Source organism: Massilia phyllostachyos (genome assembly GCF_021044825.1).
GTDB lineage: Bacteria > Pseudomonadota > Gammaproteobacteria > Burkholderiales > Burkholderiaceae_D > Telluria > Telluria phyllostachyos.
Genome location: NZ_JAJNOC010000001.1, coordinates 280938 through 295087, shown reverse-complemented (window position 1 = coordinate 295087; position 14150 = coordinate 280938). Strand labels below are relative to the sequence as shown.

Sequence of the window (14150 nt, the reverse complement as noted above, 5' to 3'; positions counted from 1 at the left end):
GGCTATGGACGACATCGTAAAACAGGCAATGGCCAAGTGGCCGAACGTGCCGCACTGCTACGGCTGGCTGGCGCTCGATGCGCGCGGCAACTGGCGCATGCGCGACGAAGCGGCGCAGCGGGCCGATGCACCGGGCGACAAGCTCACGAACCAGACGCTGGTCGGCTTCATCAACCGTAACTACGCCCACGACGGCAAGGGCAACTGGTACTTCCAGAACGGGCCGCAGCGGGTCTACGTGAACCTCGAGGCGACGCCCTTCATCGCCCGCACCGACCCGAGCCAGGGCTTCGTGCTGCAGACCGGGCAGCCCATGCCGGCGCTCGACGCCGCGTTCATGACCGAAGCCGGCGCCGTGGTGCTGCAGGCGGGAGAATGCGTGGCGCAGCTCGATGACCGCGACGTGGCGCAGGTGCTGGCGCGCATGGAAATCGATGGGAAGCCGGCGTCGGACGAGGCGATCGTCGCGTGGCTGGAAGACGACGCGGAAGCGTTGACGCTGGTGGTCGGGGAGCAGCGCCTGCGCGTCGAACGCCTCGCCGCGGAGGCCCTGCCCCGCCGTTTCGGCTACGTGCAGCAACCCGGAATGTAGAGGGTGTGAAAAAACGGCTATGGCAAGGCGCCGAGTCGAAGACAGTACACTCGTACGGCGAGACGAGGCAACGCAGCCATAGACGAATTTTTCACACCCTCGTAGGGTGGGCGGTCCCCCGCCCACGCGTTCAAACCGATGATGAATCAAGGCGACGTCCGAGGTTGAACACGCAGCCGGAGCACCCACCATTCGTGGTCCGGACCAACTACAAGTCCTTGAACTCGTCCTTCTCCGCCTTCTGCCTTTCCTTCAGTTCCCGCTCGCGCGCATCGATCACCGCCTGATCATAGAACGACACATCGTTCGCCTTGCGCGCCAGCTCGAGCTGGGCCACCGCCGCCGGCAGCGCGCCGGCCACGACGTACGACTCCGCCAGCGACATGTGCTGCAGCCCGATCTTGCCCTGCTTCGAATAGGCCTTGGCCAGCATGTCGTGCAGCTTCGCTTCTTCGCGATACTGCATGGTCTGTTCGCGCAGGTAGCGGGTCGCCTCGTCGAACTTGCCGGCGGCGATCAGCGCTTCGCCGTACTGGTGCGCCAGCGCGCGCGAGAGCGGATAGCGCTGGCGCGCCGCATCCGCCAGCTGCACCGCCTGTTCCGCGAACGCCGGCGGCTGGCCCGGCGCCAGCTTGATGTCGATCTGCAGGCCGGTGAACAGCGTCGCGCCGTCGCCCCCATGCGATTCGCCTGAAAACACCCCTTCCTTCGGCGTCATGGTGGCGCGCGCCTTGTCGAGCCAGCCCTGGGCCTCGTTCGCGTTCCCTTGGCGCAGCGCCATCACGGCCAGGCCGTACTGCGCGCCGGCCTGCAGGTGGCGGTGCTGTTCCTTGAGCTGGGCCTCGAGCGCGATCCGGGTGTCGCGGCGGCCGCTGACGCTTTCGTCCTGCAGCACGCGGGCCCGCGCGCGGATCAGCTGGAAGTCGACGTTGTCGACCCGCGGCTTCTTCGGGATCTCGCGGATGCGCGCCTGCATGTCGGTGATGCGCTCGGCCGTCAGCGGGTGGCTGCTCAGGTGGGCCAGGTGGGCGGGGATGTCGCCGGTCAGGCGGGTCGCGGTCTGCAGGCGCTTGAAGAAGCCGACCATGCCGGTGGTGTCGTAGCCGCCCGCGGCCATGATCTGGATGCCGACCCGGTCCGCCTCGCGCTCGGCGTCGCGGCCGAAGTTCAGCTGGCGCTGGACCGCCATGCCCTGGCCGCCCATCAGCACGCCCATCGCGGCGTCGGGACTCGACTTGGCGGCCAGCGCGGCCAGGATCATCGCCGCCAGCGGCAGCAGCGCATCCTGCTTCTGCTGCCCCAGGCTGCGCGCGATGTGGCGCTGGGTGACGTGGCCGATCTCGTGCGACATCACGCCGGCCAGCTCGGATTCGGTCTGCGCCGCCACGATCAGGCCCGTGTGGGCGGCGATGAAGCCGCCGGGCAGCGCGAACGCGTTCAGGTTCACGTCGCGCACCGCGAAGAAGGAGAAATCGGCATTGGTCTCGCCGCGCGCGCCGGGCACCGCCGCGACCAGGGCGCCGCCGAAGTTGTTCAGGTACTCGATGATGGGCGCGTCGTCGAGATAATCGCGATCGCGCCGGATGTCGCGCATGATCATCTCGCCGAGCTTACGCTCGAGCACGGGCGACAGGTCCGCGCGCGCGGTGTCACCGAGCGTCGGCAGGCGGGTGGAGTCGAGCTTTTGCAGGGGCTCGGCGGGAGCGGCGAAGGCGAACGCGGCCGTCGTGCACAGGGCCACGGCAGTGAGCGCTGGGCGCCAGCGGCGCGCCGATGCTGGGCTGGGAGCGGATTTCACAATGCTATGATAACCCCATCCGCGGCCGCGTTGCTGGCTGCCGAGCACTTTGTTACCCGACCTTAATCACCTCTTAATAATTACCTGGCAATGACTTCCCATACCCCGCCGGCCGACGGCCTGACCCATTTCGATTCCACCGGCCAAGCCCACATGGTCGACGTCGGCGCCAAGCAGGACACCCACCGCATCGCCGTCGCCGCCGGCACCATCCGCATGAAACCGGAAACCCTGGCGCTGATCCAGTCGGGCACGGCAAAGAAGGGCGACGTGATCGGCATTGCGCGCATCGCGGCGATCATGGCGTCGAAACGCACGAGCGACCTGGTGCCGCTGTGCCATCCGCTGCCGATCACCCGGGTGGCGGTGGACTTCGAGATCGATGCGGCGGCGAGCTGCGTGCATTGCCGCGCGCAGGTGGAGACGATCGGCAAGACCGGGGTGGAGATGGAAGCGCTGACCGCGGTGCAGGTCGGGCTGCTGACCATTTACGACATGTGCAAGGCCGTGGATCGCGGCATGGTCATGACCAATATCCGTGTACTGGAAAAGCACGGCGGCAAGTCGGGCGACTGGACAGCACTCGCCGATCCACTATCCTGAGCCCTGCCTTCAGCTTCGCGTTGCCGTCTGCATGCTGTCCACCCAAACCCGTACCAAGCCCTGCCCCACCATGCCGACCGCTTTCCCGTTTGCCTCGGCAAGCCGCTTCATCGACTGCTCCTGAACCGACATCGCGTTCTTCGCCAAGGCTTCGGCGCACGACGCCGAAAAGGCAAAGAAGGCCTGCAGGATCTGCTCCTGGATCACCCGGGCTGAGCTCAGCAGCAGTTGTTGGGTATTCGCCTGCATTGCTTCCCCATATGCGCCGGCCACGTTCGACCACATGTCGAACAGTGCCGGAGGCATGGGATGGAAGACAGGGTTCGGATGCGCGCTCGTCGACATGATGCGGTCTCCTGTAGAGAGGAAAGGATGGCTGGCCGCTGCAGGTCATTTGTGCGGCGCACCATCGAGTGTATTACCAAAGCAGATGCTGCTCATGCTTTTGTCGTGGATGTCCCGCCTTTGTCAGGGAAGCAAGGTTTGCAAGCGCATAGGCGTTACATTCCGCAATATTTCCAAAAGGCATCCCTGATATCATGTCAGCTTTGCATTTTTCGCGACATGCGCGCCCGTCTGATGAACAGCCAAGTTCAGGAACTCAAGACCCAGGATTTCGAGTTCGAGGCAATGAACCTGCAAGTCGGCATGCGGCTGCAGTTCATTACGCATCGGCAGGTCAAGCCGATCCAGCATTTTTCGACGCTCATCGGCTACGTCAAGGACGAGTACATGATCGTCAAGATTCCGATGGAACACGGCGCGCCGATCACGCTGGGCGACGGCGAGCGCGTCACGCTCCGGGTGTTCTCAGGCGTGAACGTGTGCTCCTTCGCCTGCACGATCGAGCGGATGTTCCAGCGGCCGCTGTTCTACGTCCACCTGTCCTTCCCGACCTCGATCCAGGGCACCAGCCTGCGTGGCGCGGCGCGGGTCAAGGCCGATATCGCGGCCAGCGTGCGCGGGCTCGGCCCCGAGGCGCAACCGGTCGACTGCAGCATCGTCGACGTGTCGGTCACGGGTGTGCGCATCCATGCGCCCCAGGACCTGCCGCCCGACGGAGAGGAAGTCATGCTCGACTTCACGGTGCTGCCGCCGTCCGGCACCCACGCGGTGCGCATCGAGACCCGCGCCATCGTCCGCAACCGCACCGCGAGCCAGGCGACGGGCGACAAGCCGGAGATGTACAGCTACGGCCTGCAGTTCCTGCAGCTCGACCCCATGCACTATACGTTGCTGCAGAATATGACCTACGAGGCGCTGCTGGCGGACCGGCTCAAGATCGTGTGAGCAAGGTCTGCGGCAGCGCCAGGTTTTCCGCCAGGATCAGCTGCGCCATCGCCTCTTCCAGGACAGCGCGCGCCTGCGCCGCTGCACGCCCAAGACGAGCATGCAGCTCGGCATCTTCCGGATTGCGTGAACCGCATTGCGCGCTATAGCGTTCGAAACTCCCTACCGTCATGAGTACCTCAGCCAGGTGGCGCGGGCATTCGCATGCCGGGCCCTGATTGATCTGCGCCAGCGCAGCCAGCGCGTCGTCGTCGTAGCGCCTCGGTGTGGTGGCCGGAGCGGCTTGCTCGGGCAGGCGCATGCCGCGCACGGCCGAACGGCACAGGAAGGCAAGTTCGCCGATGTCGGCCGGTACGCGTGCGACCAGACAGCCCTGGATCCGCAATGCGCGAATGGTTGCGTTGGCGCTGAATCGGTACAGGACCAGCACAGCATGGATTCCAAGCCGGGCCCGCACCTCGGCGATCCTTGCCGCGATACCCTCGTCCAGTTCCGACTGCTCGACGATCAGCACGTCGGCAACGCTGTCCTGTGCCAGGTCGTGCAGTTCCTCGAGATGAGCGCAATGCCCGAGCATGCGAATACCACTGGCTTCATCGCCCAGGGCAGCGAGCCGGCGCGGCAGGCTGCCGCCCACTACCAGCGCACGTATCGACGCCTGCGCCCTGGATGGATCCCGACCGCCCAGCATTGCCTTCAACTCTTCCCGACGCAGCTCGGCCAACAGGCCGATCGCATGCCCCTGGTCCACCAACTGCTTGAGCATGGCCAGCCTTTCCACATGCTCTACCGAATACAGGCGCTGACCATGCTCGGAACGCTGGACCTCCGACAGGCGGTAACGACGCTCCCATACCCGCAGCGTTTCGACCGGCAGGCCGGCAAGCCTTGCTGCGGTACCGGAGCGATACATGACCCGGTTACGAACCTCTTTATCTTCAGAATCCATTTCTATGAACCTTTTTTGAACCATATTTATTAATAATTATAGAGTCAAACATTAGACATAGATTGGTTCGTTTTCTATAGTGTGTATTGCAACTCGGGCTTTTCATCCATCTAACTTAGGAGCACGCCATGAAAAAGTTTCTAGCAGCACTCCCCATCGTGTTTGCCGTCAGTGCCGTTCAGGCAGCGGACATCGTTGACACCGCCAAGTCGGCCGGGTCCTTCAATACCCTGGTGACCGCTGTCCAGGCGGCCGGCCTGGTCGACACCCTGAAAGGTCCGGGTCCTTATACGGTGTTTGCGCCCACCGACGCGGCGTTCGCCAAGATCCCGAAAGCCAAGCTCGATGCGCTGCTCAAGGACAAGGCAGCCCTGACCAAAGTGCTGACCTATCACGTGGTGCCGGGCAAGGTAATGGCGGCGGACGTCAAGCCGGGCATGGTCAAGACGGTCGAGGGCAGCTCGTTCACGGTCAAGACCAGCGGCGGCAAGGTCATGGTTGACAAGGCAACTGTCACCAAGACTGATATCGCGGCGGATAACGGCGTCATCCATGTGATCGACACCGTCATCATGCCGAAGTAAGCACGGCGAAAGCAGCGCTTCCTCTGATCGCCAGCCCCGCGTGAGCGCGGGCCGGCGCATGGTAGATTGCATGGCTACGGACGGGGCATTCGGCCCTGTCCCGCATGATCGAGAGGATGCAATGAGATTTTGTTTGCCGATATTGGCGGCCGCGACCCTGGCCGCCACCACCGCGATGGCGGCGCCGCGCGGCTTCACCGTGGAAGACCTGGTGAACATGGAACGGGTGGGCAGCCCGGCCGTGTCGCCCGACGCCGCGCGCGTCGTCTACACCGTGCGCAGCACGGACATGGCCAAGAACCGCGGCCATACCGAACTCTGGATGGTCGACCTGAAGGCCGCCAAGGCGGCGCCGCGGCGCCTGACCAGCCACGCGTCGAGCAGCCTTGAGCCCGAATGGTCGGCGCGCGGCGACGCCGTGTATTTCCTGTCGACCCGCTCGGGCTCGTCGGAGGTGTGGCGCGTGTCCGTTGCCGGCGGCGAGCCGGTGCAGGTGACCGACCTGCCGCTCGACGTCGAGAGCTTCCGCGTGTCGCCGCAGGGCGATCGCCTGGCGCTGGGCATGTCGGTGTTCCGCGACTGCGCCGACCTTGCCTGCACCAAGGCCCGGCTCGATGCGAAGGAACAGGACAAGGCCAACGGCAAGCTGTACGACCGCCTGTTCGTGCGCCACTGGGATACCTGGAACGATGGCCGCAACAACGTGCTGTTCTCGACCACACTCGATGCGAACGGCAAGGCGAGCGGCGCGCCGGTGTCCCTGTCGGGCACGCTCGACGGCGACGTTCCGTCGAAACCGTTCGGCGACCGCGAGGAATTCCGCTTCAGCCCGGACGGCAAGAGCATCGTGTTCGCGGCGCGCATCGCCGGCAAGACCGAGGCCTGGTCGACCAACTTCGACCTGTACACCGTGCCTTCGCAGGGCGGCGCCGCGCCGCGCAACCTGACGGCCGACAACCTGGCCTGGGACACCAAGGGCGTGTTCTCACCGGACGGCCGCACCCTTGCCTATCTCGCGATGGCGCGCCCGGGCTTCGAGGCGGATCGCTACCAGATCATGCTGATGGACGTGGCGAGCGGCGCCAGGCGCAAGCTGGCGGCGGACTGGGACCGTTCGGCCGGCAGCCTGCAGTGGCGCGCCGACGGCAAGGCGCTGATCGTCGATGCCGAGGACGTCGGCCAGCATCGCCTGTTCTCAATCGAGGTGACCAGCGGCAAGGTGACGCCGCTGACCGGCAAGGGCGCGATCGGCGCCTTCGACGTGCGCGGCGATACCGTCGCCTATACCCAGGCCAACCTGGCGTCCGGCGCGCAACTGTTCTCGATGAAGCTGGACGGCAAGCCGGTCCAGCTGACGACGCTGAACAGCGAGCGCCTGGCGGACGTGCGCTGGGGCGAGTACGAGCAGTTCAGCTTCAAGGGGGCGAACGGCGACACCGTCTATGGCCACGTGATGAAACCGTGGAACGCCGAAGCCGGCAGGAAGTATCCGGTCGCCTTCCTGGTGCACGGCGGGCCGCAGGGCAGCTTCGGCAACGGCTGGAGCTACCGCTGGAATCCGCAGGTGTATGCGGGCGCCGGCTACGCCACCGTGTTCATCGACTTCCACGGCTCGACCGGCTACGGCCAGAAGTTCACGGATGCGATCAGCGGCGACTGGGGCGGCAAGCCGCTCGAAGACCTGCAGAAGGGCCTGGAGGCGGCGGTGCAGAAGTTCCCCTGGCTGGACCGCGGCCGCAGCTGCGCGCTGGGCGCGTCCTACGGCGGCTACATGATGAACTGGATCGCTGGGAACTGGAACGACGGCTTCCGCTGCCTGGTCAACCATGACGGCGTGTTCGACAGCCGCGGCATGGCCTACTCGACCGAGGAGCAATGGTTCACCGACTGGGAAAACGGCGGCGCCTACTTCACCGTTCCGGAAAACCACGAGCGCTTCAACCCGGTCCACCATGTGAACAAGTGGAAGACGCCGATGCTGGTGATCCAGGGCGACCTCGACTTCCGCATCCCGACCGCGCAGGCGCTCGGCACCTTCACGGCGCTGCAGCGCAAGGGCATCGAGAGCCAGCTGCTGGTGTTCCCGGACGAGAACCACTGGGTGCTCAAGCCGGCGAATTCGGTGCAGTGGCATCACACCGTGATGAAGTGGCTGGATCGCCACCTGCAGCAGTAAGCGCTTTTCGACGCTGAAATGAAAAGAGACCGCCGCGGCGGTCTCTTTCTTTTTGCTGACCGCTTGTACGGTCAGCTTAACCTAGGGTGATTAGGTAGCCGAGGCGGTGCAGCCTGCCGGCAGGTACTTCTCCGAACCGGTACCGGTCGGGAAACCGACAACCTTGCAGGTGTAGATGCCGTCAGCGCTACGTGCCAGGGTGACTTTCACATTACCTGCGGTGCCCAGACGGCCCGGGTTGGCGACGGTGCAGCTCAGAGCGGCAGCTGCGGCGCCGTCCGAACCAGGAACGGTTGCAGCCAGGGTCGAGCAGTTGCCGCTCGAGGTAGCCAGGCCGGCCTTCTTCAGGTATTCGGCTGCATCAGTGGTGCTGCCTTCAACGAAGGCCATTTCGTAACCGGTCTTGCCGCCAGCGATGTCGGCGTAGGCAGCAGCGGCCTTCGACTTGGCGATGTAATCCTGGTATGCCGGGATGGCGACAGCTGCCAGGATACCGATGATTGCGACGACGATCATCAGTTCGATCAGGGTGAAACCGCCTTGGGCTTTCTTGGCTTGCAGTTGCTGTTTGAAGTTCATGTTCATCTCTCCAGGTTTAGTTGGGGTACTACAGGGTTGTTGGGGTTACTGCTTGTTGCCACGCTTTCTTATATGCAAGCGGTGTGCCAGCCCCAAAAACGCTGATTTTATTAATCCAGAGATAAGAAAAGCCCGTGCCAACGCAAGTTTTGGCTTGAGCGGTGACAAATTTTGTCACCCAAGCTCAGCAATTTTTGTCAGCGAGCAAGTTTATGTAACGCAATTTGTCATGTTGCAGAGAAATTTTGGCACTCCATGTCGTGCCATCTTTTGACAGGCGAAAAAAAACGGAGAGCTTTCGCTCCCCGTTCTCGTCGACCTTGTCGAATCAGTCAGATTACAGCATTGCTTTCAGCAGGCGAGCCATTTCCGACGGGTTCTTGGTGACTTTGATACCGCAGGCTTCCATGATTTCCAGCTTGGCTTGCGCGGTGTCGGCGCCGCCCGAAATCAGCGCGCCGGCGTGGCCCATGCGCTTGCCCGGAGGCGCGGTGACGCCGGCGATGAAGCCGACGACCGGCTTCTTCATATTGTCCTTGATCCACTGAGCGGCGTTCGCTTCGTCCGGACCGCCGATTTCGCCGATCATGATGACCGCGTCGGTGTCAGGATCGTCGTTGAACATGCGCATCACGTCGATGTGCTTCAGACCATTGATCGGGTCGCCGCCGATACCGACTGCCGACGACTGGCCCAGGCCCAGTGCGGTCAGCTGGCCGACTGCTTCATAGGTCAGGGTGCCCGAACGCGACACGACGCCGATACGGCCCTTGCGGTGGATGTGACCCGGCATGATGCCGATCTTGATTTCGTCCGGGGTGATCAGGCCTGGGCAGTTCGGGCCCAGCAGCAGGGTCTTCGAACCGGCTTTGGCCATACGATCCTTGACTTCCATCATGTCACGGACAGGAATGCCTTCGGTGATGCAGATTGCCAGGTCCAGCTCGGCTTCGACGGCTTCCCAGATCGCGGCGGCGGCGCCTGCCGGCGGCACGTAGATGACCGACACGGTGGCGCCGGTTTCCGATGCGGCTTCCTTGACGGTCGCGTAGATCGGGATACCTTCGAAGTCTTCGCCGGCTTTCTTCGGGTTCACGCCGGCCACGAAGGCTTCACGGCCGTTCGCGTAGTCGCGGCACATGCGGGTGTGGAACTGGCCGGTCTTGCCGGTGATACCTTGGGTGATGACTTTGGTGTCTTTATTAATCAGAATGGACATGTTGTATTCCTTCGCGAATTAGGCTTGGCCAGCGGCAGCGGCAACGACCTGCTTCGCTGCGTCTTCCATGGTGTCTGCGGAAATGATCGGCAGGCCCGAATCGGCCAGCATCTTCTTGCCCAGGTCTTCGTTGGTGCCCTTCATACGGACGACCAGCGGCACTTGCAGCGACACGGCCTTCGATGCGGTGATGACGCCTTCGGCGATCACGTCGCAGCGCATGATGCCGCCGAAGATGTTGACCAGGATGGCTTTCAGGCCAGGGTTCTTCAGCATGATCTTGAATGCTTCGGTCACTTTCTCTGCAGTCGCGCCACCGCCGACGTCGAGGAAGTTGGCCGGCTCGCCGCCGAACAGCTTGATGGTGTCCATGGTCGCCATGGCCAGGCCGGCGCCGTTCACCAGGCAGCCGATGTTGCCGTCGAGCGAGATGTAAGCCAGGTCGAACTTCGATGCTTCGACTTCAGCCGGATCTTCTTCGTCCAGGTCGCGGTAGGCGACGATTTCCGGGTGACGGAACAGGGCGTTCGAGTCGAAGTTGAACTTGGCGTCCAGTGCGATGACCTTGCCCGAACCGGTCAGGATCAGCGGGTTGATTTCGGCCAGCGATGCATCGGTTTCCCAGTAGGCTTTGTACAGGCCTTGCAGATTGGTGCGGGCGTCGACGATCGACGCTTCCGGCACGCCGATCTTGCGGGCGATGTCGTCGGCTTGTTCATCAAGCAGGCCGACCGACGGTTCGATCACGACGTTGTGGATCTTTTCCGGGTTGCTGTGCGCGACTTCTTCGATGTCCATGCCGCCTTCCGACGAGGCCATCAGCACGACTTTCTGGGTGACGCGGTCGGTGACCAGCGAGACGTACAGTTCTTTCTTGATGTCCGCGCCTTCTTCGATCAGCAGGCGGCGCACTTTCTGGCCTTCCGGGCTGGTCTGGTGCGTGATCAGCTGCATGCCCATGATCTGGTCGGCGTATTCCTTGACCTGTTCCAGCGACTTGGCGACCTTGACGCCGCCGCCTTTACCACGGCCACCGGCATGGATCTGCGCCTTGACGACCCAGACCGGGCCGCCCAGCTCTTCAGCGGCCTTGACGGCCTCTTCCACGTTCATGCACGGAATGCCGCGCGGAACGGTCACTCCGAATTTTCGGAGGATCTCTTTGCCTTGATACTCATGGATCTTCATGCTGGCTTCCCTTCTTTTCTATGTACTGAATGAGAAATACGGTTTAACAACTAAATGACAAACATCGAATCCTAACCCGACACGGCCTTGATCGACCAGCGGGGATAGTAGATGGCCACGGCGGGGCCGTCGCTGCGCAGCGCATGGCAACGGTCGAGCTCGAAGGGCCGTTCGGCCGAGGCGGGGTTGACATTCGCGTCGGCGCCGCCGCGGGTGTCGAACTCGTCGTCGGCAAAGGCTTGCAGCGCCGCCGTGGGCAGCAGCTGGGCCAATTCGGTCAGGTGGGTGCAGCCGAGCACGCCGGACAGGCGGTCTTTCAGGTGCAACCGGAAATGGTTCATCAGCGACAGGCCGATCAGCTTCTTGTAGGCGGGGCCGATGGTCTCGCAGAAACCGGGATAGGGAACGGCATCGGACGCGGCTTCGGCGTCCACGATGTTCAGCTGGCGGTCGATGGTCACGCGCAGCTTGAGGTCGTGCACCGGCATGCCGCCGGACCGATCGCCGGAGGGGAGCTGGATGTCACGGGTTTTGACGTCGCGGATACTGGCGTCCAGATCCCACAGGCCATCGTCGCGCGCATAGGCGTCGACGGTGATGGCGCGCGTATGCCGGAGCGAGCGCGATACGGGAGGAGACAGGGGCATAAAAACCATTGCCGCTTGCGCGGCGCTTAGTGGTGCAGCCAGTGTGCTTCATGCACGTTGCCGTAGCTTCTACGGTAACAACCGCTCATGCGGCGCTGCTTAAACCGTGGAAGTTTAGCACAGCATGTTGTCGGTTGCACTGCAACAGAGGGCTTTTTGCCGCGTTGCATGGGTATTTGGGTGGTTTATTGCTGAGCGGGCAATGTTGCGGGTGGCTGGACGGATCTGGGAAGTGGCTGGGCCAATTGATGAGCTGGACGCGGGGCTGAGCCTGTTGCTGGGGCGGTGGAGTTGTTATCTATGTCCCTAGACAGGTGTTACCTATGTCCCTGTGCATGTGTTACCTATGTCCCTGTACAGGTGTTACCAATATCTATAGAGAGATACTCATCTACGTCCGCTGACCTGCTCTGTCCGGTAACGAGTTTTCGGAATGGTCGAACAGAATTGGGACCGACTTCGGTGATGATCTTGGGGCTGGTTGAACGCGTGGGCGGCGCTGAGGGACGGGCTAGTCATCGTGTCGGGGAAAGCCGCCCACCCTACAAAAGCGGGGTGCGAGCCGGGCGACTGGCGCACACGGTGTAAAAAGACAAGCGCCAGCGTGCAGCGCCATCGCCCGTTGAGGAATATGCCGAGGCATATCGGGAATGACGCTCCACGCTGGCGCCGGAGCTGTGCTGCCCGGGTGGGAGCGCAAAGAATGAGGGTGATATATCAGGCTTGCGGCTGCGCCTGGCATATCGTCGGAGTCAGCCTGGGGCCAGGCCGGCTCGTCAGGGGAAGCAGGTCCGAACGACGACCCTGCCCTACAGCTCGTCGTCGTCGGGAGCGCCCTGCATTGCGATCCGGGCAGCGCGTTGGGAGAACCCACGCTGCAGGAGAAAACGCATCTGCTTGGCACGCTCGGCCGCATCGACGGCGACGGTGCCGAACTTGCGCTGCCAGACTTCCCTGGCGCGCGTCGTTTCGGTGTCGGCGAGCGAGGCCTTGATTTCGGCCAGCTTCTCGCCGTCGAGGCCGTGACTTTGCAGCTCGGCCATCACGCGGCTGTTGCCGAAACGGCCCGCCTTCCTGTGGACCAGGGATTCGGCAAAACGTTCCTGCGACAGCCAGTTGTTCTTTTCCAGGAAATCCAGGAGGGCTTCCACGTCGTCGCCCTCCTCGGCATACTTCGCGAGCTTGCGGCCCAGCTCGAGCCGGCTGTGTTCGCGCATCGAGAGGAAACGAAGCGCGCGTCCTTTCAGGCTGAGCTGGGGTGCTGGCATGTGCTTCTACTGCTCCGCAACGCGGCAATTACTCGCCGACCGCCTTCAGTGCTGCCTTGCCGCCGTCTTCGACAGCAGCCAGCACCGGCGGCAGTTCGCGCACGCCCAGGGCGGCGCGGACCTTGTTCTCGATTTCGCGTGCCAGTGCCGGACGGTCTTTCAGGAACTGACGGGCATTGTCCTTGCCCTGGCCGATACGCTCGCCATTGTACGAGTACCAGGAACCCGACTTCTCGACGATCTTGTTGTCGGCGCCCAGGTCCAGGATCTCGCCTTCGCGCGAGGTGCCTTCTCCGTACAGGATGTCGAAGTGGGCTTCCTTGAACGGCGGCGCAATCTTGTTCTTGACGACCTTGACCTTGGTTTCGTTACCGATGACTTCGTCGCCCGACTTGATCGAGCCGGTACGGCGGATGTCCATGCGCACGGAGGCGTAGAACTTCAGCGCGTTACCGCCGGTGGTGGTTTCCGGGCTGCCGAACATCACGCCGATCTTCATGCGGATCTGGTTGATGAAGATGACCAGGGTGTTGGTGCGGTTGATCGAACCGGTGAGCTTGCGCAGCGCCTGGGACATCAGGCGTGCCTGCAGGCCCGGCAGCGAGTCGCCCATGTCGCCTTCGATCTCGGCGCGCGGGGTCAGCGCCGCCACCGAGTCGATGACCACCAGGTCGACCGAACCCGAACGCACCAGGGCGTCGGTGATTTCCAGCGCTTGCTCGCCGGTGTCCGGCTGAGAGATCAGCAGGTCGCCCAGGTTAATGCCCAGCTTTTGCGCATAGGTGACGTCGAGCGCGTGCTCGGCGTCGATGAAGGCGCAGGTGCCGCCCAGCTTCTGCATCTGGGCGATGGTCTGCAGGGTCAGGGTGGTCTTACCCGACGATTCCGGACCGTAGATCTCGACGATACGACCGCGCGGCAGGCCACCGACGCCCAGCGCGATGTCCAGGCCCAGCGAGCCGGTGGAAACAGTCTGCACTTCCTCGACCGGTGCGCTGGTGTCCATGCGCATGACCGAACCCTTGCCGAACTGCTTTTCAATCTGCGCCAGGGCGGCTGCGAGCGCCTTGCCCTTTTCAGCGGCGTTTAATGCGGTTTTTTTGTCGTCCATGGTGTACTTTCAGCTGTGGAGTAGGCAAGGTAGGGGCGCTACCAGGCGAAATCAAGAGCACTACTGTATAAAAATCCAGTGGTTCTGACTAGCGAAATCAAGCCACTACTGTATATAAATCCAGTATTTTACGCAAGCAGAAAATG

The 14150-nt window shown here is 63.0% G+C and carries 14 protein-coding genes; 5 read left to right on the top strand and 9 right to left on the bottom strand.

Annotated elements, in window-relative coordinates; translation table 11 throughout:
• Positions 1-4: 4 nt before the first annotated feature.
• The gene (locus LQ564_RS01225) at positions 5-592 is read left to right on the top strand and encodes a DUF2946 family protein (protein WP_231056272.1); all 588 of its coding nucleotides are present in this window, start codon (positions 5-7) and stop codon (positions 590-592) included.
• 208 nt (positions 593-800) lie between these two features.
• Here the strand turns inward: LQ564_RS01225 and LQ564_RS01220 are convergent, their stop codons facing one another.
• Entirely contained in the window at positions 801-2390 is a 1590-nt protein-coding gene (locus LQ564_RS01220; RefSeq protein ID WP_231056271.1) for a M48 family metalloprotease, read from the bottom strand.
• Between the two features lie 90 nt (positions 2391-2480).
• On the opposite strand from LQ564_RS01220, the gene moaC reads away from it, so the two are divergent.
• Entirely contained in the window at positions 2481-2993 is a 513-nt protein-coding gene (moaC, locus tag LQ564_RS01215; protein ID WP_231056270.1) for a cyclic pyranopterin monophosphate synthase MoaC, read from the top strand.
• Between the two features lie 9 nt (positions 2994-3002).
• Here moaC and LQ564_RS01210 read toward each other — a convergent pair whose 3' ends face one another.
• The gene (locus LQ564_RS01210; protein WP_231056269.1) at positions 3003-3338 is read right to left on the bottom strand and encodes a hypothetical protein; all 336 of its coding nucleotides are present in this window, start codon (positions 3336-3338) and stop codon (positions 3003-3005) included.
• A gap of 234 nt (positions 3339-3572) precedes the next feature.
• On the opposite strand from LQ564_RS01210, the gene LQ564_RS01205 reads away from it, so the two are divergent.
• Positions 3573-4283: a flagellar brake protein gene (locus LQ564_RS01205; RefSeq protein ID WP_231056268.1), complete on the top strand. Its 711-nt coding sequence runs from the start codon at positions 3573-3575 to the stop codon at positions 4281-4283.
• Here the strand turns inward: LQ564_RS01205 and LQ564_RS01200 are convergent.
• Positions 4270-5232, bottom strand: coding sequence for a MerR family transcriptional regulator (locus LQ564_RS01200; protein WP_231056267.1), 963 nt, complete (start codon positions 5230-5232; stop codon positions 4270-4272). The two genes, LQ564_RS01205 and LQ564_RS01200, sit on opposite strands and share 14 nt — an antisense overlap.
• Positions 5233-5360: 128 nt before the next feature.
• On the opposite strand from LQ564_RS01200, the gene LQ564_RS01195 reads away from it, so the two are divergent.
• Both LQ564_RS01195 and LQ564_RS01190 read left to right on the top strand, forming a co-directional pair.
• Complete coding sequence (locus tag LQ564_RS01195; protein WP_231056266.1) at positions 5361-5816, top strand: fasciclin domain-containing protein; 456 nt, start codon at positions 5361-5363, stop codon at positions 5814-5816.
• Positions 5817-5937: 121 nt separating this feature from the next.
• Positions 5938-7992, top strand: coding sequence for a S9 family peptidase (locus LQ564_RS01190; RefSeq protein WP_231056265.1), 2055 nt, complete (start codon positions 5938-5940; stop codon positions 7990-7992).
• Between the two features lie 90 nt (positions 7993-8082).
• Here LQ564_RS01190 and LQ564_RS01185 read toward each other — a convergent pair whose 3' ends face one another.
• The 6 genes from LQ564_RS01185 to recA form a co-directional block, all read right to left on the bottom strand.
• A complete protein-coding gene (locus tag LQ564_RS01185; protein ID WP_272492071.1) occupies positions 8083-8571 on the bottom strand; it encodes a pilin in 489 nt (162 codons plus the stop codon).
• A gap of 337 nt (positions 8572-8908) precedes the next feature.
• On the bottom strand, positions 8909-9790 hold the full coding sequence (gene sucD / locus LQ564_RS01175; RefSeq protein WP_227801952.1) for a succinate--CoA ligase subunit alpha: 882 nt from the start codon (positions 9788-9790) through the stop codon (positions 8909-8911).
• Positions 9791-9808: 18 nt separating this feature from the next.
• Positions 9809-10978, bottom strand: coding sequence for an ADP-forming succinate--CoA ligase subunit beta (gene sucC, locus LQ564_RS01170; protein ID WP_231056264.1), 1170 nt, complete (start codon positions 10976-10978; stop codon positions 9809-9811).
• A gap of 71 nt (positions 10979-11049) precedes the next feature.
• Positions 11050-11625, bottom strand: coding sequence for a DUF2889 domain-containing protein (locus LQ564_RS01165; RefSeq protein WP_231056263.1), 576 nt, complete (start codon positions 11623-11625; stop codon positions 11050-11052).
• An 809-nt stretch (positions 11626-12434) separates the two neighbouring features.
• Positions 12435-12893 (bottom strand): recombination regulator RecX, encoded by a 459-nt coding sequence (recX, locus tag LQ564_RS01160; RefSeq protein ID WP_231056262.1) that lies wholly within the window; start codon positions 12891-12893, stop codon positions 12435-12437.
• A 28-nt stretch (positions 12894-12921) separates the two neighbouring features.
• Positions 12922-14004, bottom strand: coding sequence for a recombinase RecA (gene recA / locus LQ564_RS01155; protein WP_231056261.1), 1083 nt, complete (start codon positions 14002-14004; stop codon positions 12922-12924).
• Positions 14005-14150: the final 146 nt, after the last annotated feature.